This is a genomic window from Streptomyces pseudoechinosporeus, assembly GCF_054783935.1.
The window spans coordinates 231,071-255,987 of record NZ_BAAGPS010000050.1 but is presented as its reverse complement, the minus strand read 5'-3'; the positions used below and the strand labels follow the sequence as shown (position 1 = coordinate 255,987).

The 24,917-nt window shown below is 69.8% G+C and carries 30 protein-coding genes; 13 read left to right on the top strand and 17 right to left on the bottom strand.

Annotated features, from left to right (window positions below):
• Positions 1 to 83: 83 nt before the first annotated feature.
• Together ACYVO6_RS35310 and ACYVO6_RS35305 are read right to left on the bottom strand one after the other, a co-directional pair.
• The gene (locus ACYVO6_RS35310; RefSeq protein WP_461068475.1) at positions 84 to 1,109 is read right to left on the bottom strand and encodes a LacI family DNA-binding transcriptional regulator; all 1,026 of its coding nucleotides are present in this window, start codon (positions 1,107 to 1,109) and stop codon (positions 84 to 86) included.
• Positions 1,110 to 1,132: 23 nt separating this feature from the next.
• Positions 1,133 to 1,951 (bottom strand): winged helix-turn-helix transcriptional regulator, encoded by an 819-nt coding sequence (locus ACYVO6_RS35305; RefSeq protein WP_461068473.1) that lies wholly within the window; start codon positions 1,949 to 1,951, stop codon positions 1,133 to 1,135.
• Positions 1,952 to 2,196: 245 nt separating this feature from the next.
• Between ACYVO6_RS35305 and ACYVO6_RS35300 the strand changes: the two genes are divergently transcribed.
• From ACYVO6_RS35300 to ACYVO6_RS35265, 8 genes are all read left to right on the top strand, one after another.
• Positions 2,197 to 3,072, top strand: coding sequence for an alpha/beta hydrolase (locus ACYVO6_RS35300; protein WP_461068471.1), 876 nt, complete (start codon positions 2,197 to 2,199; stop codon positions 3,070 to 3,072).
• 250 nt (positions 3,073 to 3,322) lie between these two features.
• A complete protein-coding gene (locus ACYVO6_RS35295) occupies positions 3,323 to 3,577 on the top strand; it encodes a MoaD/ThiS family protein (RefSeq protein ID WP_461068469.1) in 255 nt (84 codons plus the stop codon).
• A gap of 8 nt (positions 3,578 to 3,585) precedes the next feature.
• Complete coding sequence (locus ACYVO6_RS35290; protein WP_461068467.1) at positions 3,586 to 5,019, top strand: hypothetical protein; 1,434 nt, start codon at positions 3,586 to 3,588, stop codon at positions 5,017 to 5,019.
• Between the two features lie 122 nt (positions 5,020 to 5,141).
• Positions 5,142 to 5,891, top strand: a complete 750-nt coding sequence (locus ACYVO6_RS35285; RefSeq protein ID WP_461068465.1) for an LmeA family phospholipid-binding protein — start codon at positions 5,142 to 5,144, stop codon at positions 5,889 to 5,891.
• A 213-nt stretch (positions 5,892 to 6,104) separates the two neighbouring features.
• Entirely contained in the window at positions 6,105 to 6,188 is an 84-nt protein-coding gene (locus tag ACYVO6_RS35280; RefSeq protein ID WP_352376456.1) for a putative leader peptide, read from the top strand.
• A 154-nt stretch (positions 6,189 to 6,342) separates the two neighbouring features.
• Positions 6,343 to 7,188: a sulfurtransferase gene (locus ACYVO6_RS35275; protein ID WP_461068463.1), complete on the top strand. Its 846-nt coding sequence runs from the start codon at positions 6,343 to 6,345 to the stop codon at positions 7,186 to 7,188.
• Positions 7,189 to 7,219: 31 nt separating this feature from the next.
• The gene (locus ACYVO6_RS35270) at positions 7,220 to 7,507 is read left to right on the top strand and encodes a DUF1416 domain-containing protein (RefSeq protein ID WP_033324392.1); all 288 of its coding nucleotides are present in this window, start codon (positions 7,220 to 7,222) and stop codon (positions 7,505 to 7,507) included.
• Positions 7,508 to 7,660: 153 nt separating this feature from the next.
• Complete coding sequence (locus ACYVO6_RS35265) at positions 7,661 to 7,921, top strand: DUF3099 domain-containing protein (RefSeq protein ID WP_461068460.1); 261 nt, start codon at positions 7,661 to 7,663, stop codon at positions 7,919 to 7,921.
• A gap of 19 nt (positions 7,922 to 7,940) precedes the next feature.
• Here the strand turns inward: ACYVO6_RS35265 and ACYVO6_RS35260 are convergent, their stop codons facing one another.
• Entirely contained in the window at positions 7,941 to 8,303 is a 363-nt protein-coding gene (locus ACYVO6_RS35260; protein ID WP_461068458.1) for a DsrE family protein, read from the bottom strand.
• Between the two features lie 270 nt (positions 8,304 to 8,573).
• On the opposite strand from ACYVO6_RS35260, the gene ACYVO6_RS35255 reads away from it, so the two are divergent.
• Genes ACYVO6_RS35255 through ygfZ form a run of 3 tightly spaced genes read left to right on the top strand, consistent with a single transcriptional unit; the run spans position 8,574 to position 10,633 of the window.
• Positions 8,574 to 9,149 carry a heme-binding beta-barrel domain-containing protein gene (locus ACYVO6_RS35255; protein WP_461068456.1) on the top strand — a complete coding sequence of 192 codons (576 nt, stop codon included), beginning with the start codon at positions 8,574 to 8,576 and terminating at the stop codon, positions 9,147 to 9,149.
• 16 nt (positions 9,150 to 9,165) lie between these two features.
• Positions 9,166 to 9,633, top strand: a complete 468-nt coding sequence (locus ACYVO6_RS35250; RefSeq protein WP_461068454.1) for a Fur family transcriptional regulator — start codon at positions 9,166 to 9,168, stop codon at positions 9,631 to 9,633.
• A 34-nt stretch (positions 9,634 to 9,667) separates the two neighbouring features.
• Positions 9,668 to 10,633: a CAF17-like 4Fe-4S cluster assembly/insertion protein YgfZ gene (gene ygfZ / locus ACYVO6_RS35245; protein WP_461068452.1), complete on the top strand. Its 966-nt coding sequence runs from the start codon at positions 9,668 to 9,670 to the stop codon at positions 10,631 to 10,633.
• 202 nt (positions 10,634 to 10,835) lie between these two features.
• Here the strand turns inward: ygfZ and dtd are convergent, their stop codons facing one another.
• Positions 10,836 to 11,261 carry a D-aminoacyl-tRNA deacylase gene (gene dtd, locus ACYVO6_RS35240; RefSeq protein ID WP_461068608.1) on the bottom strand — a complete coding sequence of 142 codons (426 nt, stop codon included), beginning with the start codon at positions 11,259 to 11,261 and terminating at the stop codon, positions 10,836 to 10,838.
• 168 nt (positions 11,262 to 11,429) lie between these two features.
• Here dtd and ACYVO6_RS35235 point away from each other — a divergent pair, with 168 nt between their 5' ends.
• A complete protein-coding gene (locus ACYVO6_RS35235; protein WP_461068606.1) occupies positions 11,430 to 12,101 on the top strand; it encodes an RsiG family protein in 672 nt (223 codons plus the stop codon).
• Between the two features lie 235 nt (positions 12,102 to 12,336).
• Positions 12,337 to 13,125 carry a carbonic anhydrase gene (locus ACYVO6_RS35230; protein WP_461068450.1) on the top strand — a complete coding sequence of 263 codons (789 nt, stop codon included), beginning with the start codon at positions 12,337 to 12,339 and terminating at the stop codon, positions 13,123 to 13,125.
• Positions 13,126 to 13,229: 104 nt separating this feature from the next.
• On the opposite strand, the gene ACYVO6_RS35225 is transcribed toward ACYVO6_RS35230, so the two are convergent.
• The 13 genes from ACYVO6_RS35225 to ACYVO6_RS35165 all read right to left on the bottom strand — a co-directional run.
• Complete coding sequence (locus ACYVO6_RS35225) at positions 13,230 to 13,994, bottom strand: DUF1775 domain-containing protein (RefSeq protein WP_461068448.1); 765 nt, start codon at positions 13,992 to 13,994, stop codon at positions 13,230 to 13,232.
• Between the two features lie 121 nt (positions 13,995 to 14,115).
• On the bottom strand, positions 14,116 to 14,721 hold the full coding sequence (locus ACYVO6_RS35220) for a sigma-70 family RNA polymerase sigma factor (protein ID WP_461068446.1): 606 nt from the start codon (positions 14,719 to 14,721) through the stop codon (positions 14,116 to 14,118).
• Positions 14,722 to 14,800: 79 nt separating this feature from the next.
• Positions 14,801 to 15,514 carry a hypothetical protein gene (locus ACYVO6_RS35215; protein ID WP_461068444.1) on the bottom strand — a complete coding sequence of 238 codons (714 nt, stop codon included), beginning with the start codon at positions 15,512 to 15,514 and terminating at the stop codon, positions 14,801 to 14,803.
• A 191-nt stretch (positions 15,515 to 15,705) separates the two neighbouring features.
• Positions 15,706 to 17,562 (bottom strand): rhamnogalacturonan lyase family protein, encoded by a 1,857-nt coding sequence (locus tag ACYVO6_RS35210; RefSeq protein WP_461068442.1) that lies wholly within the window; start codon positions 17,560 to 17,562, stop codon positions 15,706 to 15,708.
• A gap of 433 nt (positions 17,563 to 17,995) precedes the next feature.
• Positions 17,996 to 18,328 carry a TcmI family type II polyketide cyclase gene (locus ACYVO6_RS35205; RefSeq protein WP_461068604.1) on the bottom strand — a complete coding sequence of 111 codons (333 nt, stop codon included), beginning with the start codon at positions 18,326 to 18,328 and terminating at the stop codon, positions 17,996 to 17,998.
• Between the two features lie 28 nt (positions 18,329 to 18,356).
• Positions 18,357 to 18,836, bottom strand: a complete 480-nt coding sequence (locus ACYVO6_RS35200; RefSeq protein WP_461068440.1) for an SRPBCC family protein — start codon at positions 18,834 to 18,836, stop codon at positions 18,357 to 18,359.
• Between the two features lies 1 nt (position 18,837).
• The gene (locus tag ACYVO6_RS35195) at positions 18,838 to 19,095 is read right to left on the bottom strand and encodes an acyl carrier protein (protein ID WP_461068438.1); all 258 of its coding nucleotides are present in this window, start codon (positions 19,093 to 19,095) and stop codon (positions 18,838 to 18,840) included.
• 187 nt (positions 19,096 to 19,282) lie between these two features.
• Positions 19,283 to 20,527 (bottom strand): ketosynthase chain-length factor, encoded by a 1,245-nt coding sequence (locus ACYVO6_RS35190; protein ID WP_461068436.1) that lies wholly within the window; start codon positions 20,525 to 20,527, stop codon positions 19,283 to 19,285.
• A complete protein-coding gene (locus ACYVO6_RS35185) occupies positions 20,524 to 21,792 on the bottom strand; it encodes a beta-ketoacyl-[acyl-carrier-protein] synthase family protein (RefSeq protein ID WP_461068434.1) in 1,269 nt (422 codons plus the stop codon). Before ACYVO6_RS35185 ends, ACYVO6_RS35190 begins: the two co-directional genes overlap by 4 nt.
• On the bottom strand, positions 21,789 to 22,250 hold the full coding sequence (locus ACYVO6_RS35180) for a cupin domain-containing protein (RefSeq protein ID WP_461068432.1): 462 nt from the start codon (positions 22,248 to 22,250) through the stop codon (positions 21,789 to 21,791). The genes ACYVO6_RS35185 and ACYVO6_RS35180 overlap by 4 nt, the downstream gene beginning before the upstream one ends.
• A gap of 100 nt (positions 22,251 to 22,350) precedes the next feature.
• Complete coding sequence (locus ACYVO6_RS35175) at positions 22,351 to 23,502, bottom strand: SchA/CurD-like domain-containing protein (RefSeq protein ID WP_461068430.1); 1,152 nt, start codon at positions 23,500 to 23,502, stop codon at positions 22,351 to 22,353.
• Positions 23,503 to 23,705: 203 nt separating this feature from the next.
• Positions 23,706 to 24,329 carry a class F sortase gene (locus ACYVO6_RS35170; protein WP_461068428.1) on the bottom strand — a complete coding sequence of 208 codons (624 nt, stop codon included), beginning with the start codon at positions 24,327 to 24,329 and terminating at the stop codon, positions 23,706 to 23,708.
• 241 nt (positions 24,330 to 24,570) lie between these two features.
• A partial coding sequence (locus ACYVO6_RS35165; protein ID WP_461068426.1) for a hypothetical protein occupies positions 24,571 to 24,917 on the bottom strand: 347 nt, incomplete at its 5' end.

Below are 24,917 nucleotides of genomic sequence, written 5' to 3'. Positions count from 1 at the left end.
AAGGGGCGCGGGGCAGTGTCGATATGCGGCTCCGCCGCGTGGGCGCGACCAGCCACAGACGACCCGCAGCTTCAGAGCCTTGCTTAGCGCGGAGCGCAACCGCAGGACCGCCGTACCACCAGCCGTGAGGGGAAAAGCTTCAACCGCTCCCGGCGGGAGCCGATCCGCTGGCCGTCGTCGAGGACGAGGTCGACGGCCGCGCGGGCCATCGCCGGGCGGTCGGAGGCGACCGTGGTCATCGGCGGGTCGGTGAGCGCGGCTTCCTTGATGTCGTCGAAGCCGGCGACGGCCAGCTCGCCCGGCACGTCGATACGCAGCTCGCGCGCCGCCCGCATGATGCCGACCGCCTGGTCGTCGGTGGAGCAGAAGATCGCGGGTGGGCGGTTCGGCCCGGCGAGCAGCTTCAGGCCGACCTGGTAGGCGTCGTAACGGTTGTAGAGCGCCTCGAAGAGGCGACCCTCCGTGGACTTCCCGGCCTCGTGCATCGCACGCCGCCAGCCCTCGACGTGGTCGGAGACCGGGTCGCCGACGGTGGGGGTCTCGGCGACGCCGCCCAGACAGGCCACGTACTCGTAACCGTGCTCCAGGAGATGGCGGGTGGCGAGCTCGGCGCCGCCTATGTCGTCCGTCACGACAGCGACGTCGTCGATCGCCTCGGGCCGCTCGTGCAGCAGCACCACCCGGGCGTCCCAGGCCTCGATCTCGGCCGCGGCCAGATCGTTCAGGGCATGGCTGACGAGGATCAGCCCGGAGACCCGCATCCCGAGGAAGGCCCGCAGATAGTGGACCTCGCGCTCGCCGACGTAGTCGGAGTTGCCGACGAGCACCATCTTTCCGCGCTCGAAGGCGGCCTCTTCGACCGCGTGCGCCATCTCGCCGAAGAACGGCTGGCGCGCGTCCGGCACGATCAGGCCTATGAGGTCGGTCCGCCGCGAGGCCATGGCCTGGGCGACCCGGTCCGGCCGGTACCCCAGCTCCTTGATCGCGGCGAGAACGCGCTCGCGCGTGGCCGGGGCGACCGGCCGGGGTCCGTTGTTGATGACGTAGCTGACGACGGCGGTGGAAGTACCCGCCAGTCGCGCCACATCATCCCGAGTCACCTTTGCCACGCGCGGAGTCTACGCGGATGGACCTACCTCTGGGCAGGGCGTACGGCGGCTTCCTCGTCCTCTGTCGTGAGCTCGGCGTCCGAGGTGGCGTCCAGATGCGCCGTCTCGTCCGCATCCTCCGGCTTTGGCTGGGTTGCCGGGGCCTTCGCCTCGGTCGCGGTGCGGTCCAGCTTCTCCGGCGTAACGAATCGATAACCGACGTTCCGGACGGTCCCGATCAGCGACTCGTGCTCCGGACCGAGCTTCGCGCGCAGCCGTCGTACGTGGACGTCGACCGTGCGCGTACCGCCGAAGTAGTCGTAGCCCCAGACCTCCTGGAGGAGCTGGGCGCGGGTGAAAACGCGGCCAGGGTGCTGGGCCAGATACTTCAGGAGCTCGAACTCCTTGAAGGTCAGGTCCAGGACCCGGCCCTTGAGCTTGGCGCTGTACGTCGCCTCGTCCACCGACAGATCGCCGTTGCGGATCTCCATCGGGGAGTCGTCGTTGACGATCTGCTGGCGGCCCATGGCCAGCCGCAGCCGCGCCTCGACCTCCGCCGGACCGGCGGTGTCGAGCAGCACGTCGTCGATGCCCCAGTCGGCGGTGACGGCCGCGAGGCCGCCCTCCGTCACGACGAGGATCAGCGGACAGCCGGGACCGGTCGACCGCAGCAACTGGCACAGGCTGCGCACCTGCGGCAGATCACGGCGGCCGTCGATCAGGATGATGTCGGCACCAGGGGTGTCGACGAGAGCGGGGCCTTCCGCCGGAGCCACTCGCACGTTGTGCAGAAGCAGGCCGAGAGCGGGAAGCACCTCCGTCGACGGCTGAAGGGCATTGGTCAGGAGCAGCAGAGAGCTCATCGTGTCCCACCTACCCGGGTCGTCTTGCGGTCGTGCATGAATCGCTCGCCCATACGTCTGGTTCCTCCTCGGTCCCTGCGAGGACGTTTGCGGCACTGCTTCCGTACTGTTGCGGCTCCCGCGCCCCTGGGCGCCGCGGTTGCGCTTTCCCGCCGTATACAGCGTTCGTATACAACGCTCCAGAAAGCGCAAAAGGACTCGGGGGCTACGCTGCCCGAGTCCTCTTACCCAGCAGAATAGCCCACATGAACCAAGGTCCGGCAGGTCATGTGACGCGATCTTTCAATCGTCCACTACCTGAGACAGCACGGCGAGCCGAGCGGCGGAGGTTTCTGCGCACGGTCGACGGGGTCACGATCGACGCCGCGTACGAGCCCGGAAAGCGCACGTCCGCGCCCCCTACCGACGAGCTCGCGATCGTTGTCGCGCACGGGTTCACCGGGGATCTCGACCGGCCGCACGTACGCCGAGTGGCCGGTGTCCTCGCGGAGCACGCGGCCGTGGTGACGTTCTCCTTCCGGGGGCACGGGGCCTCCGGCGGGCGTTCCACGGTGGGCGACCGCGAGGTGCTCGACCTGGCGGCGGCGGTCGCCTGGGCACGAGAGCTCGGCCACACCCGCGTCGCCACGGTCGGCTTCTCGATGGGCGGATCCGTGGTGCTGCGGCACGCGGCGATGCACCGCCGGGGGCCCGGTCAGGAGCAGCAGGGGCAGGTGGGACGCACGGGAGCGTATACGGACGCGGTGGTGTCGGTGAGCGCTCCGGCGCGCTGGTACTACCGGGGTACGGCACCCATGCGGCGACTGCACTGGGTGGTGACCCGCCCGCTGGGCCGCACGATCAGCCGCTACGGCCTGCGCACCCGGATCCACCACTGCGACTGGGACCCGGTCCCGCTCTCCCCCGTCGAGTCGGTCCCGTTGATCGCCCCCACACCCCTGCTGATCGTCCACGGCGAACTGGACGGCTACTTCCCGCTGGACCACCCCCGGATGCTGGCCGCCGCGGGGGAGGGCCACGCCGAGCTGTGGCTGGAGGCAGGCATGGGTCACGCGGAGCACGCGGCCGACGATGCGCTGCTGGGGCGGATCGGTGCGTGGGCGGCTTCTGCGCCGCACTAAGCGGTCTCGGGGAGGTGAGGCACGCCCCCGCGCCGCCCGGCACGGCACCTCGCCGCACTGCCGCATCACCCAAGTACGTCCAGTACGAGGGCGATGCGGCAGCACGCCGATGCTCCCCCAGCTACCGCTGGGGGTGCCCCCAGCACCGGACGACGCGGGAACGCACCCCACCTCCCCGAGACCGCTTAGCCTGTCCGTGTCGACTGTCACCATTGACCGACACCCGCTGACTTACCGATCGAGGAACGTGATGGCACAGGGCACGGTGCGTTACTGGGCCGCCGCCAAGGCCGCCGCCGGCGTCGCCGAGGAGCCGTACGAGGCGGAGACCCTCGCCGAGGCGCTCGACGCGGCACGCGCGCGACACCCCGGCGAACTCGTCCGCGTCCTGCGGCGATGCTCGTTCCTCATCGACGGTGACCCCGTGGGCACCCGCGGACATGAGACGGTACAGCTGGCCGAGGGCGGCACGGTCGAGGTGCTCCCGCCGTTCGCAGGAGGGTGACGGGCATCATGAGCAACCAGCAGTGGGGGTCCCCCCGCTCGAGCGAAGCCGAGAGTGGGGGAGGGGCGCACGAAGGGCACGGCTCCCCTCAACAGCAGCAGCCCCGCTGGCCCAGGCAGCAGCAGTCCGACGAGGACGCGCAGCACCAGACCCAGCAGTGGGAGGGCCAGACGTGGGAGACCCAGACCCACGCACGTCCTACGCCGCCTGTGCCGCCGGCGGCGGCTCCGACTCCGGCTCCGGCAGAGCCGGCGTATGAGACGCGGCATGGGTACGGGGGCCATACGCCGGGGTGGGATCAGCGGGCTGAGGGGTACGGGGGGCACGCTCCGGCTCCGGATCAGCCGTCTCAGGGGTACAGGGGTCACGCTCCGGCTCCGGCGTCGGACCAGCCGTCTCAGGGGTACGGGGCTCCGGCTCCGGACCAGTCGTCCCAGGGGTACGGGGCTCCGACTCCGGCTTGGGATCACACGGGCCAGGGTCAAGGCCAGGGGTACGGGTATGTGCAGGGTCCGGCGTACGGGGACTTCGCGCCGCCGTCCGCTCCGGCGCCTGCGCCCGCACCCGCGCCGGTATCCGCGCCCGCGCCTGCGCCCGCACCCGCACCGGTATCCGCTGCTCCTGACCCCGCTGTCCCCGCCTCCGCCCCCGCGTACGGACCGCCCACCCTCACCGGCAACCCCCGGGTCACCGACGCCCAGCGTGCCCGCGCCGAGGGGCGTTCACCGATCATCGAACCCGGCGGGCAGCCGGCCGCGCTGACGGCGGTGCTCGGGGCGCTGCTCGCGGGAACGGCGGCGATCGGCGAGTACGCACTCCTCGTCCCGCTGGTGATCCTGCAGGCGGTGACCGCGGCGGGCTGGTTCCGGCTGAACGGCATGTGGCCCGCCCGGCAGGGCATCGCGGTGGCCTTCGCGGGCGCGCTCACGGCGGACGTCGTGCTGCTCGTGGCCGGCCGCGAGAACGCCCCCGCCGCCATCCTCGGCACCCTCGGCGTCTGGGTCCTGCTCGCCCTGGTCCTCCAACTCCGCAGCCGCGCCGAACCCGACGAGCGCATGTACGGGCTGATGGCCACGGTCGCCTCCGCGGCGCTGGCCATCGTCGCGACGGGGCATCTCGCGGCGACCTCGGAGGCGGTGACGGTGGGCGCGGCGGCGGTAGCGGCGGCGGTACTGGCCCGCGCGCTCCCCCTCCCGACACCGGCGTCACTGCTGGTCGCCCTGTTGGCGGCGGCGGGCATGGGCCTTGGGCTGGGTGCCCTGACGGACCTGGGCACGGGCGGCGCCCTCCTCGGCGCCGCGGCCGGCGCCTCGGCCCTGATCGGCCACAGAGTCGCCAGCTACGACTACCCGTCCCGCTTCGTCCACTTCACGGCGGGAGTGGCCCTTCCGCTCGCGGCGGCGGCCCCGGCGATCTACCTGCTGGGCAGGGCATTGGGCTAAGCCTCCCCTGTCACAGCTGATCCACAACTCACCGTAACCACCACAGCCAACCCCTCGCCAGGGTTACTCTCGCTCGACGGCCACCGGAGGCCGTCGATGCCGAGGTGGGGGAACACCAAGACATGCGCGCACTGCGAATACTTCTGATCGTCACCGTCATCCTGGGCGGGCTCTTCGTCATCGCCGACCGCGTAGCCGTCGGCTTCGCCGAGGACGAGGCGGCGGACAAGCTGCGGACCAGCGAGGGCCTGGCCAGCACACCCAGCGTGTCGATCAAGGGCTTCCCCTTCCTCACCCAGGTGGTCGGCGGCGAACTCGACGAGGTCGAGGTCGGCATCCAGAACCTCGAGGCGGACACCGGCGGCACCGCGCAGAACACCGGCCCCGACAAGATCCGTATCGACGACCTCACCGCTCAGATGCGCGGCGTCGCCTTCTCCGGCAACTACAGCTCCGCCACCGCCGCCTCGGCCACCGGCACGGCCACGATCTCGTACGACGAACTCCTCAAGGCCGCCAAGTCCGAACCCGTACAGCTCGCGAGCGGAGTCACCGCCGAGGTCGTCGGCCTCTCCGACGGCGGCAACGGCAAGATCAAGGTCGAGGTCGAAGCCACCGTACTCGGCACCAAGCTCCCCGAGCCGGTCTCCGTACTGAGCACGGTCAGCGTCGAGGGCGACACCGTCAGGGCCCGCGCCGACGCGCTCCCCGACCTCGGCGTCCAGCTCGCCGAGGACAAGGCCCGCACGGTCACCGACTTCCAGCAGCGCATCGACGGCCTCCCCGGCGGCATCAAGCTCGACAAGGTCGAGGCGGCACCGAACGGCGTCGACATCACGGTTCGGGGTTCGGACGTCTCGCTCGTCGGGTAGTACGGCAGGGCGAGTGCAGTCTTCGGCCGAGGGGGCGCTGTCCGAAAGGCGAGACGCCCCCGTCCGCGAAGCAGATGCGATGAAGGCGACGAGCCCGCAACAGCCGTACGAACACGACTGCTGCCGCTCCATCATCCCGCATCGCGGACAATCGCGTCTCATCATTCGACACGCCGGTGACATGCCACCCCCACCCTCCCTACGATCGACCCCATGAAGCGACAGCAGGCGGATCTGACGAAGCGGCGGGCAGTAGACCTGTGCCGTGTCGCCGCCATGCTCTGTCGCACCTTCTGAGCGGAAGCGCCGACTTCCGCGATCCCCGGGCCCTTTGACGCGCTCACCAGGTCAGGGCCACCCCCGTGCGCCACGTACGCCCCGCTGTCCTGCGCGTACCGCACCCACTCATCGACGTACCGCCCCGCCGCAACTGCCCCGGAGGAGAAACAGAATGAGCCGCAGCGACGTCCTGGTTGACGCGGACTGGGTCCAGGAGCACCTGGATGACCCGAGTGTGGCCGTCGTCGAGGTGGACGAGGACACGTCCGCGTACGACAAGAACCACATCAAGAACGCGATCCGCATCGACTGGACCAAGGACCTCCAGGACCCGGTCCGCCGTGACTTCATCGACCAGGAGGGCTTCGAGAAGCTCCTGTCGGAGAAGGGCATCGCCAACGACACCACGGTCGTTCTCTACGGCGGCAACAACAACTGGTTCGCCTCGTACGCCTACTGGTACTTCAAGCTCTACGGCCACGAGAACGTCAAGCTCCTCGACGGCGGCCGCAAGAAGTGGGAGCTGGACTCCCGCGACCTGGTCGACGGCTCCCAGGTGCCGAACCGCCCGAAGACCGAGTACAAGGCCAAGCCGCAGGACACCTCGATCCGCGCGTTCCGTGACGACGTCGTCGCCGCGATCGGTGCGCAGAACCTGGTCGACGTCCGCTCGCCCGACGAGTTCAGCGGCAAGCTGCTCGCCCCGGCTCACCTGCCGCAGGAGCAGTCGCAGCGCCCCGGCCATGTGCCGAGCGCCCGCAACATCCCGTGGTCCAAGAACGCCAACGACGACGGCACCTTCAAGTCGGACGACCAGCTAAAGGCCCTCTACCAGGAGGAGCAGGTCGACCTGGCGAAGGACACCATCGCGTACTGCCGCATCGGTGAGCGCTCGGCCCTGACCTGGTTCGTCCTGCACGAGCTGCTCGGCGTCGAGAACGTCAAGAACTACGACGGTTCCTGGACCGAGTACGGCTCCCTCGTCGGCGTGCCGATCGAGCTCGGCGCCGCCAAGTAAGCCCCGATCTTCAACTACGTAGGAGCAGCACATGTGTGGAGCGAAGGCCGGCGGCCCCGACGCCTCGACGATCAAGCCCGGTGAGACCACCATCCAGGGCCAGGTGACCAAGGACGGCGAGCCCGTGGTCGGCTATGTCCGTCTGCTGGACTCGACCGGCGAGTTCACGGCCGAGGTCCCGACCTCGGCGACGGGACAGTTCCGTTTCTACGCGGCCGAGGGCACGTGGACCGTACGCGCCCTCGTCCCGGGCGGCACGGCGGACCGCACGGTCGTCGCCCAGACGGGCGGGCTGGCCGAGGTCGCGATCGCCGTCTGATCGCCGTTTGAACGGTCTGACGGCACGCGCCGTATGAACGGCTGAAGGGCCGCACCCCAGGGGGTTGGACGCCACCTGTTATTCACGGGGTGCGGCCCTTCGGCTTGCCCGGACCTCGGGGGATCCCGGGATCTCCGGACCTACGCTGGAGGCATGTACGCACGACGGCGTCACGCCTACTTCGCGATGATGGGCACGTGCATCGGCCTCTTCGTCCTCGCCTGGGGAGTCGTGCGGCTCTGGTCGATGCCCGTGGCCATCGGGATGTGCGTCGTGGCGATGGTGATTCCGCCCCTCGCGGCCATGGTGGCCAACCGGCGCGGCCCGGACGACCGCTGGTGGGACGCCCCCTCCGGGGACCCGAAGTCCGACGAGTGGTGGGACGAGCTGGACGGCAGGAGGCGCCGGCGCTAGAACTTGCGCATGAGGCGTCTCAGTAGACGAGCGCCTGCGTCTCCTCCGCCAGCGCCTCCTGCACGAAGACCTGCGCCCCGGCGATCCGTACGCCCTCGATCACGTCCTTCTCCGTGATGTCCCGGCGGGCCGCACACTGGGTGCACAGTGTGAGACGGCCGCCGGCCAGTACCGACTCGAGCAGATCGGGGAGTGGAGCCGCGTGCGGCAGCTCGAACTCGGCGGCCTTGCCCGGCAGTGCGAACCACGCCGACTCACCGGTCAGCCAGAGCGAGACGTCCACCCCGCTGGCCACGGCGACCGCCGCCACCGTGAACGCCTGCGAGCACCGCTCGGGAGCGTCCGCCCCGGCCGTCACCTTGATCACGAGCTTCTTCGCCATGGGGTGAAGCCTAGTCGCGGCACCTCGCACAGAGCGCCGGACCATGGCCGCGTAAGCTGGAGCCCGGCTCTGTGTACGGCCCCACCGCCCAACCTCGCTCATCCAAGGAGCACCCCGTGCTTACGATCTTCTTCGAAGCTCTGCTCGTGCTGGTCTGCGTCGGCGTCCTCGCCTTCGCCGGGCTGACCGTGAAGAAGCTGTACCAGGGCCAGCGCTGAGCGCCGTCACGGACGCCCCCCATCACCCACGTACGAGACTTCTGAGCTGATCATGATCGAGATCCCGTCCGACCTCCACAAGGACCTGGTCCCCCTGGCCTTCCTGCTCGGCAACTGGACCGGCGCGGGTGTCCATGACTTCCCCGGTGCCGAGAAGTGCAACTTCGGCCAGGAAGTCAGCTTCAGCCACGACGGGCGGGACTTCCTCGAGTACCACTCGCGCACCTGGGTCCTGGACTCCGAGGGCAACAAGGTGAAGCCGCTGGAGACCGAGTCCGGCTACTGGCGTATCGACGCCGACCGCAAGGTCGAGGTCGTGATGGTCCGAGACGACGGCGTCGTCGAGGTCTGGTACGGCGAGCTGGCCGACAAGAAGCCGCAGATCGACCTGGCGACGGACGCGGTCGCGCGTACGGCGGCCTCGGGCCCGTACAGCGGCGGCAAGCGGCTGTACGGCTACGTCAAGAGCGACCTCATGTGGGTCGGCGAGAAGCAGACCCCCGAGGTGCCGCTCCGCCCCTACATGTCCGCCCAGCTCAAGAAGGTCGTGTCCCCGGAGGACGTCGAACGCTGGGCCAAGGCCCTCCCGGACGACATGCCGGACGACGGGATCGCCTTCTTCAAGTAGTCCTAGACTTTCCAGTGTGGTGAGCACTCAGAGCAGCACCGGAAGCAGTGCCGAAGGCACTGACTGGAAGAGTGATCTGCGGCAGCGCGGGTATCGGCTGACGCCGCAGCGGCAGCTTGTGCTCGAAGCTGTGGACACGCTGGAGCATGCGACGCCCGACGACATCCTCGTGGAAGTGAGGAAGACGGCGTCGGGGGTCAACATCTCCACCGTGTACCGGACCTTGGAGCTTCTGGAGGAGCTCGGGCTGGTCTCGCACGCCCACCTCGGGCATGGCGCGCCCACGTACCATCTCGCGGACCGTCATCACCATCTCCACCTGGTGTGCCGGGACTGCCGGAACGTGATCGAGGCGGATGTGTCGGTCGCCGCCGAGTTCACGGCGAAGCTGCGGGAGAGCTTCGGGTTCGACACCGATATGAAGCACTTCGCGATCTTCGGCCGGTGCAAGGACTGCTCGGGCAAGAGCGCGAACAGGAAATAAAACACGCAACTACTCGGTCGTAGGGTGTATGCCCATGAAGAGCCCCCTGCTGTCCTTGCCCGGTGCCGTGCCCGCCGAGGGTGTGGACGAAGGCGTCGCCGCGCACTACGGCGACCTGTTCCGCGAACAGCGTGCCCTCGCCGACGGCACGGGTTTCGTCGACCTCTCGCACCGCGGCGTCGTCACCGTCTCCGGCGAGGACCGGCTCAGCTGGCTGCACCTGCTGCTCACCCAGCACGTCTCCGACCTCCCGCCCGGCCATGCCACCGAGGCGCTGATCCTTTCCGCGCACGGCCATATCGAGCATGCGCTGTATCTCGTCGACGACGGGACGACCACCTGGGCCCACGTGGAGCCCGGCACCCAGGACGCGCTGATCGCGTACCTGGAGTCGATGAAGTTCTTCTACCGGGTCGAAGTCGCGGACCGGACAAGCGAGTTCGCGGTCGTGCATCTGCCGGCCGGTTCCATCGCCGAGGTGCCTCAGGGCGTCGTCGTACGGGAGATGTCGTACGGGCGTGATCTGTTCCTGCCTCGCAGCGATCTGGAGTCGTACGCGGCGAAGAGCGGGCCGGTCGCCGGGATCCTGGCGTACGAGGCGCTGCGCGTCGAGCAGCACCGGCCGCGGCTCGGCTTCGAGACCGACCACCGGACCATTCCGCACGAGCTGGGCTGGATCGGCTCGGCGGTGCATCTGCAGAAGGGCTGCTACCGGGGTCAGGAGACCGTCGCCCGCGTCCAGAACCTGGGCAAGCCGCCGCGGCGGCTGGTCTTCCTCCACCTTGATGGCAGCGAGGTGCACCTGCCGCCGCACGGTACCGAGATCCGGCTCGCGGAGGAGGGCCCGGACGGGCGCAAGATCGGTTTCATCACGACGTCCGTACGCCATCACGAGCTCGGCCCGATCGCCCTGGCCCTGGTGAAGCGGAACGTGCCGCTCGACGCACCGCTGATGGCCGACGCGACGGCTGCGTCGCAGGAGGCCGTGGTCGAGGCGTAAGCGCTCCGCTGGGTTATACGGTTCGAATCTGCGGGTTCGATGTGGCTGGTCGCTCCCCCACTCTCGAATTCGCTCGAGCGGGGGGACCCCCACCGCGGCGGAGCCGCACATCGATACAGCCCCGCGCCCCTATCGGGGCCTGCGGCCCCTCAAGTGGGCGCGATACCGCACCGTAGGGCGCCGCCGGGCCCCTCGCGGGGCGTCACATCTCCAGCAGGACCGTGAACGGGCCGTCGTTCGTCAGCGATACGCGCATCTTGGCGCCGAAGCGGCCCGTCGCCACCGTCGCGCCCAGGGAACGGAGCTGGGCGACGACCTCGTCCACGAGGGGCTCGGCGATGTCGCCGGGGGCGGCGGCGTTCCAGGTGGGGCGGCGGCCCTTGCGGGCGTCGCCGTAGAGCGTGAACTGGCTGATGACGAGCAGCGGCGCGTCGATGTCGCTGCACGACTTCTCGTCGTCCAGCATCCGGATCGACCAGAGTTTGCGGGCCAGTTGGGCCGCCTTCTCCTTGGTGTCCTCGTGGGTGACGCCCACCAGGACGCACAATCCCTCGCCGTTGATCTCACCGACCGTCTCGCCGTCGACGACCACACTCGCGCCGTCAACCCTCTGCACCACCGCACGCATACGGACCATCATGCCGTGCATCGGCTTGACCCCTGTAGAGGGTCTTCTTATCACTCCTTAAGCCTCCATCTGGGGCGTATCGGGTGCACTCCGGCTCATAGCAGCTTGCGGGGGTGGCACGATGCATCCACACGCCGGTCGAGGGGACGGTTGAGGCATATGAGCAGCATGAGCACGTCGGGTATGGGGCAGTCACCGCCTGCGGTCGCGGGGGCTGGGGGAGCAGCACATTCGGCTACGGGCCATCCGATTACGGCGCCTCCGGTGGGGGTCCGTCCGCCGGTGCAACGGACGGACAGTCCGCCGGTCGAGCGCGATCTGTCCGGGCTGCGGCTGCCCGAGCTGCGGACGATGCGGCGCGGCGCCCAGCGGGACGAGGCGGACCTCAGCTATGTACGGCGACTGCTCCAGGGGCGGATCGACATCCTGCGTGCGGAACTCGGGCGACGGGCCGATCCCGCCCGCTCGTCCTCTGAGGCACCGCTCGCCGAGGAAGCATCCTCCGACTCGTCCATCCCGTCCGTCGTGGCGCGGCTGTCGGAGATCCTGACGGACGCGCCCGCACAGCAGCGCTCCTCGGCCCGGCATGTCACGCTCGGCACCCCGCGCAGCGAGGAGTTCCGGCGGCTGGCCGCGGACATGCTCGCGGATGTGGAGCTGTCCGACCTCGAGGCCCGTACGGATCTGGAGCTGAACACCGCGATGGGGCGGCTCGTACGGTACGAGCAGCAGGTCTCGCGCCGCCGTCGGCAGCTGCAGCGGACGGCCGACGACTGCAGTGCGGAGATCGCGCGCAGATACCGCGAGGGCGAAGCACACGTGGACGATCTGCTCGTCTGACGCACGCTCCGCCAACTCCGGGCGGCGTACTGACCCTTCTGAGCCGCGCCGCCCGTACGGGTGATGCTGATCGCCCTGTCTCGACCCTGCCCGGCACGGGTTACCCAGCGTCACCTGATGTCACGCCGGGCGAATTGGACGAGTGCTTCTTCCGGCCTGCATGAGAGCTGTACGGACGCTAACCGACGGCCCGCCAGAGTGGCGTACCCGCACAAGGCTGGAAGGAGAAACACACATGGGCAGTGCAGTGCGACCACAGCGCAGGGCCATTCTCACCGGAGGGCTGGCCGCCACCGCGGCGGCCCTCCTCACCGGCTGTTCGTCGAAGACGGACAGCGCGACGACGGAGAAGACAGCGTCGGCCGCGGGGGCGGCGGAGAAGAACCCCTCGACACCGTCACCGGCGGCGGGCGAGCGCCCGGACTCGCCCTGGGCGGCGTTCGCGCGACTGATGGAGGGCAACGAGCGCTGGGTGAACGGGAAGCTCCAGCACCCCGACCGGGATCCCCGCCGGCGTCAGTTCGTCGCCGAGGAGCAGGATCCCTTCGGTGTGGTCCTGTCCTGCATCGACTCGCGTGTGCCGCCGGAGCTGCTGTTCGACACCGGGCTCGGGGACCTGTTCGTGATGCGTACCGGCGGGCAGGTGGTCGGCGACGTGGTCACCGGTTCCGTCGAGTACGGGCCGATGACCTCCGGAACCCCGCTGATCGTCGTGCTGGGGCACCAGCGCTGCGGCGCGGTCAAGGCAGCGCACAAGGCGCTGAAGGACGGCAAGCCGCTGCCCGGCAACCTCCAGTCGATCGCCGAGGCCCTGCGCCCGGCGTACGACGTGATCGCCAAGGAGAAGCACACCGACCCGGTCGAGGCCATGACCCGCGTCCACATCAAGCAGACCTCCGCCGACCTGCGGACCAACAAGGACCTCGGCCCGCTGGTGAAGAAGGGCGACCTGGCGGTGGTCAGCGCGTACTACTCGCTCGACACCGGTCAGGTGGAAGTCCTGACCGGAGCGCCCTCCGCCTGAGGAACACAGCAGGTCGGACCCGGCCGCAGTCTGCGGCCTGTCAGCACCGGAGCCGGTGGGTCCCTGACGCTCACCGGCTCCGGCCCTCTACGGGGCCACGGTTCTCAGGCGGATCCGCTTCGGCGGCTGCGGAGCCACCACGCGCCGCCGCCGAGTACGAGGACGGACGCGGCGATGCCGACGGGTACGGCGATGGGCATGCCGTCGTCGCCCTCCGCGCTGTTCGCCGCGGGCTCCGCCGCCGGTGCCGACGTGCCGGTCTTCGGCTCGTTCGCGGCGGTGTCGGACGAGGGGGCCGCCGTCGTGGGCTCCTCGGTGGGGGTGGGGCTCACGGGCTTGGCGCCGGGGGCGGCGGGTTCCAGGTCCAGGCGGGGTGCGGGGTGACCGTGGCCATGGCCGTCTCCGCTGCTGCTGTCGTCCAGTTCGATCCAGCGGTCCACCTGGCCGTCGCTGTAGCTCTGCACGGTCTTGAAGACCAGCGACTCGGCGTCGGGCAACTGCCGTACGGTGACGACGTATTCGGCGTCCTCACCGACGGCGAGCTTCGGTCCGGAGACGGTGTAACCCCGGTTGGTGAGGGCGAGTTTCCAGCCGTCCGGGCCTTCCTTGTAGGTGATGTCGCCGGGGGCTATGCCCTTGGGCAGGACCACCTCCAGCTTGGTGATGCCGGCCGAGCCGGACTCCGACTCCGCGGAGAAGTTCAGCGCCACGTTCTGGTCGAGGGCCCGGGCGCCCTCCGCCTCGACGTCCGCGTGGGCGGCGGCCGGTCCCGCGGTGGCGACGGCGACCGCGAACGCGGCTGCCGTGAGGGCGCCGAGGGCGCCAACACGGCGCAGGCTGCGGGCAAGGGCAAGGGCCGGGTGATGCACAGGGACTCCTCGTACCGATGGTCGATGTGTAGGGGCTGAGTTCGGGTTTTCCGGGGTGCTGCCGCCCGGCCCATGAGCCGGGCGGCAGCGACATACGGGGCGTACAGGGTCGTACGGGATATCAGGCAGCCACCGCGGCCGGCGGCCCGTGGCCTTCGGCCTCGTACAGGGACTCGATCAGTGAGTTGCGGGCGCGGGCCACGCGTGAGCGCACCGTGCCGACCGGGCAGCCGCCGGCCCGCGCTGCCTCCTCGTACGGCAGGCCCAGCATCTGGGTCAGTACGAAGGCCTCGCGGCGGTCGTCGGGCAGTGCGGCCAGCAGTTCCGCGAGGGCGATGCCTTCGTCGAAGCCGGGCAGGCCGCGCGGCTGGGCGCGTTCGGCGGCCGACTGCCAGTTGTCCCGGTCCGACAGCCGGGGCCGGGCGGAGGCGTACCGGATGTTGTCGATGACCGCGCGGCGCGCGATGGACAGCAGCCAACTGCGCGCCGAGGAACGGCCTTCGAAACGGTGCAGGCTGCCGAGGGCCCGCAGGAAGGTGTCCTGGGTCAGGTCGTCGGCCGCTTGCGGATCGGCGCCGAGGTACGTCACGTAGCGGCTGACGTCCCGGTGGAGGGCGCGGACGAACTTCTCGACGGCGTCCAGGTCACCGCCGCGGGCGGCGAGCGCCCAGGAGGTTATCGACTCGTCTTGCGGGCAGGGTGAGCTATGCAGGGCAGGAGTGAACACCTGTGTCCTTCTCGGGGTCCGGGAACCAGGCCGGAGCAGATAGCTCGGCGGTTCCGGTGACTGTTGACTCCGGCTGTCGTCAGAGGACAGCGGGCCGGGCAGGCGGACCCCGAGAAGTGATCGCGTATACGAGGAGGAGCTGCCGCAACGCGTGACCCGAGCCGTCCCGGAGAGCGCGGACGCGCGGGCGGTACGGCGGGGTGGGCAGCTGGAGCGGCAGGCGCAGCGGCGCGACGAGCCAGCCGGCGAGAACCCGCAGGATACGGAAGGCGGCGCGCTCACCGTGGGCGAGCCACAGGCCGCACAGCAGGGCGGCGGCCAGGTGGGCGGCGAGCATGCCGGTGGGGGACATGCCGTCCATGAGATGCCCCGCGTGGGCCGTGGAGGCTGAGGCGTCCATCGAGGACATGCCTGCCATGCCGTGGCCCATGGAGTGTGCGGTCGTCGCCGCGCCGTCGGGGTGCGTACCGCTTCCCGGCGGCGTGCACAGCAGGGAGCGCACCCACCGCTGCGCGAGCGACGCCGATTCCGGTCGTACGACCGCCTGCGCGAGCGAGAACACCGCGTGGAGGACCACTTGGGTGGCGACCGTGAGAGAACCGACCGCGAAGAGTCCGCGTTCCCGGTCGGCCAGACCCCACGCCATGCCGCCCGTCGCGACGACTCCGGCGGCCAGTGCCCAGCCGGGCACCGCGACACCGGACGTCATCACGTGTCCCTGGACAGCGAACAGTACGCAGACGACCGCGAACATCGCGGCCCTCAGCGTACGAACACTCCGTCCAGCACTCATGGCGGGCTTCATCCTTGCACCGGCATTGGGCCGTCACAGCCCAATACGGACAACCACCGGGTGCGCCACTCAATCCGGACCGTGTGATCCAGGCCACGGCAACGCACGGGAACGAGGCAGAGACCAGGTCGCCGGGTGTTCGCCCGGCGACCTGGGCTCTGCCATGCGCAACCTCGCGCTGTGCGCGTGGCTCACTGTCCGGCGTACGCGATGTCCGGCCGGGGCGGCCTGGTCATGCCGGCTCCGAGGAAGTAGTCGGGGTGGTGGGACTGGAGGTAGCCCTTGAAGGTCATGGCGTTCCGGTAGGCGGGGTTGTGCGCCAGGGTGTACAGCCGGGTGTTCGTCGGCTGGTTCGTGGTGAAGATGATCAGCTCGTTGTAGGACGCGTTGGTGTACACGGCCTCCTCGCGCCAGTCGCCGAGGATGTCGCCGACGAGGGTGGGCTGTACGCCCTGGGCGGCGTCGACCGCGCCGTAGTTCCAGGTGCTGACCAGCCGGGGCAGGCTGCCGCTCGGCGTCGGGTTGTTCGGGTCCCACTTCTCGATCTTGCCGTCGTTGAGCAGCTCCATGGTGAGGTCGCCGTCCCACCACAGGCCCAGCTGCGGCCAGGGGCGCAATGACGCGTTCGGTTCGGTGAGCCTGTTGGCGGGCGCGTTGTACAGGCCCGAGAAGGACCAGACCTCCATGCCGGGGAAGCGCGGGTCGACGTCGCCCGCCATGCCGCGTCCGACGTCGGCCGGGCCACCGTTGTGCTCCCAGATGACGGAGCCGTTCGCGGCGTCGTAGTAGTACTCGAGGAGGCCGCTCGGGTTGTCCTGCTGTACGCCGTAGCCCTCCAGGCCCGGACGGCTGGGGTCCATGTCGGCGATGTGGAAGCGGTCGCCGTGGATGATGCCCTCGGGTGCCATCGAGTAGCGCAGGGAGCCGTTGCCGTTCAGTACGAACCCGATCTCGGCGACCTCGTCCGTCCCGTCACCGTTGACGTCGATGGCGCGGGTGTTGTGCCCGTCGGGCGCGTCTTGGTTGCCGCGCTGCCACGTCCACTCCTGCCTCAGCGCACTGCCGGTGAACCTCCAGGCGCCCATCATCAGGTTGAAGGCCCCGTCGTCGCGCCGGTTCTTCATGAAGGCGACCAGGCTCGGCGTCGTGCCGTTGAGATACGCCACCCCGAGACGCGCGGCCATCGGACCGTCGCCCAGGTAAGTCGTCGGTATGGCGGACCAGTTGCGCAGCGCTCCGGTCCGGCCGTCGAGGACGGCCATGAACTGACGTGAGTCGTCCGCGTGCGTCCAGGTCGTTCCGTCGCCGAACCTGACACCGTCGGCGATCCGCAGGGCGACTTCCGCGCGGCCGTCGCTGTCGAAGTCGTAGACCGTGACGCCGTCCCAGTGGCCCAGGTCGATCGCGGACGACCCCGGTTCGATGTTGTCCTGGTTCTGGCTGTTGGGCCCCAGGTCGACCTCCCAGAGGAAGTCGCCGTCGCTGCTGTAGGCCTCGAGTTTCTGGGGGGAGGTCTGCCGGTCCACCACGTAGTCGTACTCGCCGTCGCCGTCGAGGTCGCCGACCCAGGTGAACTTCACCGGACCGCCGGAACGCAACGGCACGCGGACCACGGGCTCGGTGGCGTGGTTGGCCGTCAACGTGAAGGCGCTGCTGGGCGGTTGCTCCTGGCCGCCCACGACCGGGGCCACTCGGTAGCTGTTGGACCGCGTCAAGTCGGCTGTGGGGTCAACGTAGTTGGTTCCGCCGGTCAGGACACTCGAGTTGAGCTTGGTGTACGCGCCGCCGGCGGTGGACCGGTAGACGTTGAAGCCGATGCCCTCCGGGTCGAGTCCCAACAGCCGCCAGGAGACCAGGACTTGGGTATTGCTGGAGCGCACCGCCACGACGCCGCGACCGAGGTTCTCCATCATGCGCGTGGCCTGCACCGTCGGCTCCGCGGCAGCGTCGGCCGTGGCCGTGGTCGCGCTGGGTGAGGCCGGGGTCGTGGGGCCGACGGCCAGTGTGGCGCAGAGCGCCAGGACGGCCACTCCGTACTTCATGCGCATGACAACCTCCAAGGCCGGAAACGCTGGGGAGTTAAACCGTTTACACGCCTGCGATGGAAGCACCGTGACGAGTGCGCGTCAAGGTCGTGGGACCGCCGCGTTGGCGCGCCTTCTCGCATACGCGGCCATGGCGCGAAAACGGTTACACGTGGGCGTAGAAGCAGGAATGGCGGTGGGGACGCGCCGCCAGACGGACCATTCGACCTTGTCGAGGATCAATTGGTGCATAACGTGCGGAATATGATGAAACAGCGTATCGCCTACCTGGCATGCACCGCGGCGGTCATCGGGACGGGGCTCGGGGCCGCCCCCTCGGCCGCCGCCCATACGATCCACGTGGTCCATCCCGGATGGACATGCCGCGGACCAACGGCCGCCGGGCCCGCGACTTGACTGTCGCGGGCCCGGCGGCCGTTGGCGTACGCAGTGCGGTTCAGGCGGTGGAGTCCCGCTCCCAGCGGTAGAAGCAGTGGGCCATCGCGTCCTTCGGGGATCGCCAGGTCGCGGGGTCGTACGCGGCGACATACGCCGACAGCCGCTCGCTGATGCCCCGGAACTCGGGGTGCCCGGCCATCTTGGCGATGGCCGGACGGGGGTCGTGTTCGGCCTCGATGAGGTGCAGGTACACCTCTCCGAACTGGAAGAGACTGCGCCGGGCGACTCCCACGAGATGCGGCAGCTCGCCCCGGTCGGACTCCTCAAACACCTTGGCGATGTCGGGGGCCGACCCGGGAGCCATCCGGGCGACGATCAGGGTCTGGTGCATCGAACTCATCGAGCTGTCCTCCGTCGGCTCAGTCGGTCATGGACGGCACGGGACGGCGCCGAGCGGCGGCCTGTTCGATGCGGTCCCGGATCAGTGCCATCTGGGTCTTGGAGTTCTTGTTGATGTTGTCTGTCATCCAGGCGTCGTCGACAGGCGCGTCCGGCTTCATCGCGAAGTCCTGCGTCCACACCATCCGGGTGCCCTCCGGCACCTTCTCGTACTGCCACCGGATGCTCATGTACGCGAAGGGGCCGGTCTCGACGCGGCGGGCGCGCACGCTGAGCGCGTCGCGGTCCGTCTCCCGCTCCGAGACCCAGCTCCACACGGTGCCGTTCTCGTCGGGCTTCATGGTCAGCCGGAAGGTGGTCCTGTTGCCCTCCTGGGAGAGGATCTCGACGGAGGCGTATTCGCTGAACAGCCGTGGCCAGTTCGCCACGTCGTTGGTCATGTCCCAGACCAGGTCCAGCGGTGCGGCGATGGTGATCTCGTTCTCGGTGTGTCCGGTCATGTCACGCTCCTGCCACGAGGGCACCGTTGACGAGGTCGAGGAACTGTCGCGGCGTCTTGCAGCGCTCCGCGTCGGGAGGCAGCGGGGTGCCGTACCGCTTCTCCAACTCGCCCACGACGCCGAGCAGACCGAGCGAGTCGATGCCGAGGGCATCGAAGCCGGAGTCACTGCGCTCCTGCAGTTCGCTGGGGGCGACGGTGACTCCGGCCGCCTTCTTCATGAGTTCGGACAGCTCTTCCACGGTGATTTGCTCACTCATGCGGTTCTTCTCCTTATGTTCCTCGCCTCGCTACGAGGCGATTTTTTTCGGTTGTTCGCCTACGGAGCGCTACAGCCGGTGTCGAGAGCACGACCGTGCTCGACCCTCCTTCGTCGGGCACTCCGCGCTCCCCCAGACTCCGTCCGGGGGACCCCCAGCGCTCTCGACACCGGCGCGCTCCTCCGGCTCACTCGGCGGCGCCGTGCCGTAGCACCAGCGCCGAGTTCGATCCCATGAGGCCCCGGCTGAGGACCAGCGCCGTGCGCAGCTCGGCGGCACGGGCCCGGCCGGTCACGAGGTCGAGGTCATGGCAGATGTCGGAGACGTTGGGGGTCGGGGGGATCAGGCCGTGCTCCATCGTGAGCACGGCCGCCGCGGCGTCCAGCACGGACGCCGCGCAGTAGCCGCGGCCGATACCGGTCTTGGGGGCGGTCACGGGTACGCGTCCGCCATGCGCACCGAGCGCGTCGGCGATCGCCAGCGCCTCGGCACGGTCCGCCTCCGGTACGCCGAGGGCGTCGGCGAAGACCACGTCGATCTCCCCCGGGGCGCAACCGGCTTCCTCCAGCGCACCGCTGATGGCCCGGGCGAGCCCTTGCCGGGACTCCGCCCAGCGGGAGGCGCCGGTGAACGTGGCCGCGTGTCCGGCGACGGTGGCCCGTACGGTCGCGCCCCGCTCCCGGGCCGAGCGCTCGTCCTCCACGACGAGCATGGCGCCGCCCTCGGCGGGCACGAATCCGCAGGCTTCGGCGGTGAACGGGCGGTAGGCGTGCGCCGGGTCCTGAGCCGTGCTCAGTTCCTGGTAGCCGAGTTGGCAGACCACCGAAGCCGGGGCCAGCGGTGCCTCGGTCGCGCCGGCCACGATCACATCGGTGCCGCGCCGCGTGGCCCGCGCCGCGTGGGCGAGGGCGTCCAGACCGCCGGCCTCGTCGGCGGCGACGACCGAGCAGGGGCCCTTGAAGCCGCGGCGGATGGAGATCTGGCCGGTGCTGGCGGCGTAGAACCAGGCGATGGACTGGTACGGGCCGACGTAGCGACTGCCCTTTCCCCACAATTGCTGGAGTTCGCGCTGACCGAACTCACCGCCGCCGGAACCCGCCGCGGTGACCACGCCCATGGAGAACGGCGCGTCGCCGGTGTCGGCCTGGCCGAGGCGGGCGTCGTCCAGCGCGAGGTCGGATGCGGCCAGCGCGAAGTGCGTGAACCGGTCGGTCTGCACGAGGTGGCGTTCCTCGACCGCCTCCGACGGCTCGAAGCCCCGGACTTCGCCGGCCACCCGCAGAGGCAGGTGCTCACAGCCCTCGCGAGTGACCCGGTCGAGGACGCTGACGCCCTCCTGAGTGGACTTCCAGAAGGACTCAATGCTGGTTCCGTTGGGCGCGATCACACCGATTCCGGTGACGGCCGCGCGCCGTGGACGCGGTTCGCTCATCGTGTCCTCTCCCCTCGCCGGGTCAGGACCACCGCGGACTGGAAGCCGCCGAACCCGCTGCCCACGGAGAGCACGTTGTTCAGTCTCCGCTCGCGAGCGACGCGGGGGACGTAGTCCAGGTCGCACTCGGGGTCCGGGGTCTCGTAGTTCGCGGTGGGCGGTACCACCTGGTGGGCCAACGCCAGTACGCAGGCGACGAGTTCGATCGCCCCGATCGCGCCGAGGGAGTGGCCCACCATGGACTTGATGGAGCTCATGGGGGTGTCGTAGGCGTGCTGTCCCAGGGCCCGTTTCACCGCGGCGGTCTCGTGACGGTCGTTCTGTTGGGTGCCCGAGCCGTGCGCGTTGACGTAGTCGATCGCTGTGCCGTCGAGCCCGGCGTGACCGAGGGCGACCTCGATCGCGCGGGCCATCTCCAGGCCCTCCTTGGTCAGCCCGGTCATGTGGTAGGCGTTGCCGAAGGTGGCGTAGCCGCTGAGCTCGCAGTACACGTGGGCGCCGCGGGCCAGGGCGTGTTCGAGCTTCTCCAGGACGAGTACGGCACTGCCCTCGCCCATGACGAAGCCGTCACGGTTGGCGTCGAAGGGACGTGAGGCATGGGCGGGGTCGTCGTTGTTCGCGGACGTGGCTTTGATCGCGTCGAAGCAGGCCATGGTGATCGGTGAGATCGGCGAGTCCGAGGCGCCGGCTATGCACACATCCGCCCGGCCCTCCTCGATGGTGTGGAAGGCGTAGCCGACCGCGTCGAGGCCCGAGGTGCAGCCCGTGGAGACGGTCTGCACCGGCCCGCGCGCCTCGAACCGCTCCGCCACCGCCGAGGCGAGCGTGCTCGGCGAGAACGCGCGGTGCAGATGCGGGCCGGCCTCCCGGTGGTCCACGTCCCAGCGCTGTCCTTGGTGGCTGATCAGTACGTAGTCGTGCTCGAGGCGGGTGGTGCCACCCACCGCGGTCCCCAGGGAGACCCCGACCCGCCAGGGGTCCTCCTGGCCGAGGTCCAGGCCGGCGTTCCGTACCGCTTCCTCCGCGGCGACCAGTGCGAACTGGATGTACCGGTCGGAGCGTGCGATCTGCTCCGCGTCCAGCCCGTGGGCCGCCGGATCGAAGTCGCATTCGGCGGCTATCCGCGAACGCAGCCCTGTCGGGTCGAAGAACGTGATGCCCCGTGTCGCGGTGCGCCCGCCTGCCAGGAGATCCCAGAAAGCCGGTACACCGATGCCACCCGGGGCGACGACGCCCATGCCGGTGACCGCCACGCGCCCGCTCATGAACCGACCTTGCTTCGGTCGACCGTCCGGCCCTCACTCGCGCCGGTCTCCTCCGACGGGACCTCGGCGGCGTCGGTCCCCTCGGTGTCGACGTGACCGAGCGGCGGGCTCGGCGCCAGCGGACCGAGGTGGAAGACGACGCGCGCCTCCACATCGCCGACGTTGCGGAAACGGTGCCGCATGTAAGCGGGGATCATGAGCCCCTGCTCGGCCCGCAGCGGGTGCGGGTCGCCGTCCAGGTCGACCTCCAGCTGCCCGCGGAGGACGTACACGAACTCCTCGGAGTACGGGTGGTAGTGCTCACCGACGCGCTCGCCGGGCTGCACGATGGCCACGCCCATGAAACCGCTGGTGGAGCCGACCGTGGCGGGAGTGAGCATGGCGCGCAGATCGCCGCCGCGCCGGGTATTGGGCTCAACCTCGTTGAGATCCACGATTCTGGGACGGGGTTTGGTCATGACGTTGCTCCGATCGTGTGCTGTGTCGACATGAGGGCGGTCGACATGAGGGCCGTGATCGCCGCGACCCGTGTGGTGGACGGGTCAGGCTTCGGGTGGGTCAGGCTTCGGGCGAGCGGCGGTCGGTGACGAGTTCCATGCGGGCGAGGCCCAGGAGGCGGATGAGGGAAGCATCCGCACCGGCGTCCGCACCGACGGCTTTGTCCACGAGCGTCGTCAGCTCGGCCGCGGGCCCGGAGTCCGGGAGGCCGAGGGCCAACACCGGGTCGGCGGCGTCGAGACCGCCGAGTACGTCGATCAGCCGGACCACCACGTCGTCACGCTGGAAGATCGTGCTGCGCAGAACGGGGCTGTACGGACTGCCCGCCGCCGCTTCGTCCTGCCGGGCCAGCAGCTCGGCCAGCCGCATGCCGCGACCGGGCCGCGCCGGGTAGTACAGGGCATGCCGCTCCGCCCGTGGGTCCTCCTGCTCCGCCGTCACATGGTGTACGGCGGGCAGCGCGGCCCGCGTGAAGTAGACCCGGGCGGACTCGGGGTCGCTCAGGTCCCGGTCCCACTCCAGGTAGGGGTTGATGGCCTCCTCCACGGCCTGTACCTCGGGCTGCCGGGCGATGTGGCGCAGAGCTGCGTTCAGGTCGCCTCGCACCTCGATGGCCCGCACCACCCGGTTGCCGTGCATGAACAGGGAGGTACGGCACAGCCGGGTGGTGTCGTCGACCCGCGGTTCGGGCACGGCGTAGTCGGCGAAGATCTGGGCGACAGCCGCCTCACTGCCCGGCTTGACCGTGAAGGTGAGGGCGTGGTGGATCACGCCGTCACCGATCCGGGGCGAGGCCTGGAGATGACGCTTCGCGGGGGTGGCGTCCGCCACCGGGCCGCCGGTCTCGCGGACGACGTGGAAGCGCAGCGACCTGGTGTCCCGGACACAGCTGTGCAGCGGCTGCACCATCTGGAAGTGCTCCTCGCTGTTCACCCAGGCGAGGAACGGCGGGGCGCTCTCCCACTCACTGGTGATCAGCCACTGGGAGGGATTCTCGATCGACTGGCACAGCTGGTCGCTGACATGCCCGGGAACGGACGCGACCTGGTTGCACAGTTGCTCGTACGCCTCCAGGAATTGCTGCTGGGCTCCGTCGTGGACGTCCACCAGCAGGACGACTCGAAGCTGGGAGCCGTCGAACACGGACTGGGAGACACGTGGCGACACCTGGCGTGTCGGCGGTTCTGAGGCAGGGGCGGACGTGGTGGTCATCCTGCTTATCTCCTTCGGGGGGCAGGGATGGACGTTTCGCGGGGCAGGGGTGGACGTCGGTCGCGGTACTGCGACTTCGGCGTGGTTCGATCTTGTGCCCGTCCCCGGAAGCGCGCGATTCGTATGGACTACGCGGGTGATGGGCCACGGGGGAACCTCGGCACCCAACTGCGCGGAGGCGGCCGGGGCTTCGCTGCCGGGGTTCAGATCAGGTGGGCGAAGACCACCAGGTTCTCCGTGTAGTCCCTGGCCGAGCGGTCGTAGTCACCCGCACAGGTGATGAGCCGGACCTCGGCCCGGCGGGTGTCGGCGTACACCCGCTCGTCGGGGAAGTCGTCCTTCTCGAAGGTCTCCGCACTGTCGACGACGAAGGACGCCTTGCGCCCGTCGGCCCGTGCGACGTGGAAGACATCGCCCTTCTTCAGTTCGCCGAGACCCGCGAACACGGCCGGGGACGTCCGGGTGTCCACGTGCCCGGCGATGATCGACGTGCCCGCCTCACCGGGGGAGGCTCCCTCGGCGTACCAGCCGACGAGGTTGACGTTGTCGGCGGGCGGGGCTTCGAGCTGCCCCGTGCGGCCGAGGGCGAGAGGGACGAAGGGGGCGTCGACCGAGATCTTCGGGATGAGCAGACGCGTCGGCCGCGAGTGCGGCAGCTGCTTCTCCGACTTCTCCGCCTGGGGCGGGTCCCTCTCCGCCCGGGGCTCGGCAGGCGGGGCCTGCTGGGCGGACGGCGGATGCAGGGAGCTTTGGGAGGTGCCGGAGGACGAGTCCCCGCCGCCGTACAGGATGGCTGCCAGGATCATGAGGGCCGCGGCGCACACCATGGTCAGGCTCGTACGGCATCGGTTCTGGGCCGGGGCGTCGCCTCCGGAGGGGGAGTTGTCGACAGAGGGGGGTGAGGGCGGATGTGGGGGATAGGGGGGACGGGGAGGGAGAGGGGGAGCTGCCATCGGGACCACCTCACTAGGACGCGGCAGCAGGGGAGGGAAGGGCCTCGCAGAGGGCCGCCGGGCCGCCACACGGTGTGCGCGTGGCGGCTGCGGCGGCTATGTCGTACGGCGTGGGTCAGGCCACGTTCGCGCCGGTCTTCCTGCGGCGCGCCGCGTACAGGCCGGCGCCGGCGGCGGCCAGGACGGCCAGCCCGCCCGCGGTCACCGACGGTTCGGCGAGCCCGCCGCCGCCGGTGTGCACTCCGCCGTGGGGCTTGTCGTGCTCACCCTTCCGGGAGTCCTTGTCGTACTCGCCCTTCCAGGACTCCTCCTTGCCGTATCCCTTGTCCCCGTTCTCCTTGTAGCTTTCCGAGCCGTTGTCGTGGCCCGCGTCGGTGAGGCCGGTCAGCGCGCCACCGCCGGTGTGCATGCCGCCGTGCGGCGAGTCGTGCTTGCCGTTCTCGTCGTGCTTGCCGTGCTCGT

What these genes read in the sequence shown, in the direction of transcription:
- ACYVO6_RS35305 (WP_461068473.1), bottom strand. Translation starts at nt 1,951, where the DNA reads ATGAGCTCTCTGCTGCTCCTGACCAATGCCCTTCAGCCGTCGACGGAG.
- ACYVO6_RS35300 (WP_461068471.1), top strand. Translation starts at nt 2,197, where the DNA reads ATGAACCAAGGTCCGGCAGGTCATGTGACGCGATCTTTCAATCGTCCA.
- ACYVO6_RS35295 (WP_461068469.1), top strand. Translation starts at nt 3,323, where the DNA reads ATGGCACAGGGCACGGTGCGTTACTGGGCCGCCGCCAAGGCCGCCGCC.
- ACYVO6_RS35290 (WP_461068467.1), top strand. Translation starts at nt 3,586, where the DNA reads ATGAGCAACCAGCAGTGGGGGTCCCCCCGCTCGAGCGAAGCCGAGAGT.
- ACYVO6_RS35285 (WP_461068465.1), top strand. Translation starts at nt 5,142, where the DNA reads ATGCGCGCACTGCGAATACTTCTGATCGTCACCGTCATCCTGGGCGGG.
- ACYVO6_RS35280 (WP_352376456.1), top strand. Translation starts at nt 6,105, where the DNA reads ATGAAGCGACAGCAGGCGGATCTGACGAAGCGGCGGGCAGTAGACCTG.
- ACYVO6_RS35275 (WP_461068463.1), top strand. Translation starts at nt 6,343, where the DNA reads ATGAGCCGCAGCGACGTCCTGGTTGACGCGGACTGGGTCCAGGAGCAC.
- ACYVO6_RS35270 (WP_033324392.1), top strand. Translation starts at nt 7,220, where the DNA reads ATGTGTGGAGCGAAGGCCGGCGGCCCCGACGCCTCGACGATCAAGCCC.
- ACYVO6_RS35265 (WP_461068460.1), top strand. Translation starts at nt 7,661, where the DNA reads ATGTACGCACGACGGCGTCACGCCTACTTCGCGATGATGGGCACGTGC.
- ACYVO6_RS35260 (WP_461068458.1), bottom strand. Translation starts at nt 8,303, where the DNA reads ATGGCGAAGAAGCTCGTGATCAAGGTGACGGCCGGGGCGGACGCTCCC.
- ACYVO6_RS35255 (WP_461068456.1), top strand. Translation starts at nt 8,574, where the DNA reads ATGATCGAGATCCCGTCCGACCTCCACAAGGACCTGGTCCCCCTGGCC.
- ygfZ (WP_461068452.1), top strand. Translation starts at nt 9,668, where the DNA reads ATGAAGAGCCCCCTGCTGTCCTTGCCCGGTGCCGTGCCCGCCGAGGGT.
- dtd (WP_461068608.1), bottom strand. Translation starts at nt 11,261, where the DNA reads ATGCGTGCGGTGGTGCAGAGGGTTGACGGCGCGAGTGTGGTCGTCGAC.
- ACYVO6_RS35235 (WP_461068606.1), top strand. Translation starts at nt 11,430, where the DNA reads ATGAGCACGTCGGGTATGGGGCAGTCACCGCCTGCGGTCGCGGGGGCT.
- ACYVO6_RS35230 (WP_461068450.1), top strand. Translation starts at nt 12,337, where the DNA reads ATGGGCAGTGCAGTGCGACCACAGCGCAGGGCCATTCTCACCGGAGGG.
- ACYVO6_RS35215 (WP_461068444.1), bottom strand. Translation starts at nt 15,514, where the DNA reads ATGAGTGCTGGACGGAGTGTTCGTACGCTGAGGGCCGCGATGTTCGCG.
- ACYVO6_RS35210 (WP_461068442.1), bottom strand. Translation starts at nt 17,562, where the DNA reads ATGCGCATGAAGTACGGAGTGGCCGTCCTGGCGCTCTGCGCCACACTG.
- ACYVO6_RS35205 (WP_461068604.1), bottom strand. Translation starts at nt 18,328, where the DNA reads ATGCACCAGACCCTGATCGTCGCCCGGATGGCTCCCGGGTCGGCCCCC.
- ACYVO6_RS35200 (WP_461068440.1), bottom strand. Translation starts at nt 18,836, where the DNA reads ATGACCGGACACACCGAGAACGAGATCACCATCGCCGCACCGCTGGAC.
- ACYVO6_RS35195 (WP_461068438.1), bottom strand. Translation starts at nt 19,095, where the DNA reads ATGAGTGAGCAAATCACCGTGGAAGAGCTGTCCGAACTCATGAAGAAG.
- ACYVO6_RS35190 (WP_461068436.1), bottom strand. Translation starts at nt 20,527, where the DNA reads ATGAGCGAACCGCGTCCACGGCGCGCGGCCGTCACCGGAATCGGTGTG.
- ACYVO6_RS35185 (WP_461068434.1), bottom strand. Translation starts at nt 21,792, where the DNA reads ATGAGCGGGCGCGTGGCGGTCACCGGCATGGGCGTCGTCGCCCCGGGT.
- ACYVO6_RS35180 (WP_461068432.1), bottom strand. Translation starts at nt 22,250, where the DNA reads ATGACCAAACCCCGTCCCAGAATCGTGGATCTCAACGAGGTTGAGCCC.
- ACYVO6_RS35175 (WP_461068430.1), bottom strand. Translation starts at nt 23,502, where the DNA reads ATGACCACCACGTCCGCCCCTGCCTCAGAACCGCCGACACGCCAGGTG.
- ACYVO6_RS35170 (WP_461068428.1), bottom strand. Translation starts at nt 24,329, where the DNA reads ATGGTGTGCGCCGCGGCCCTCATGATCCTGGCAGCCATCCTGTACGGC.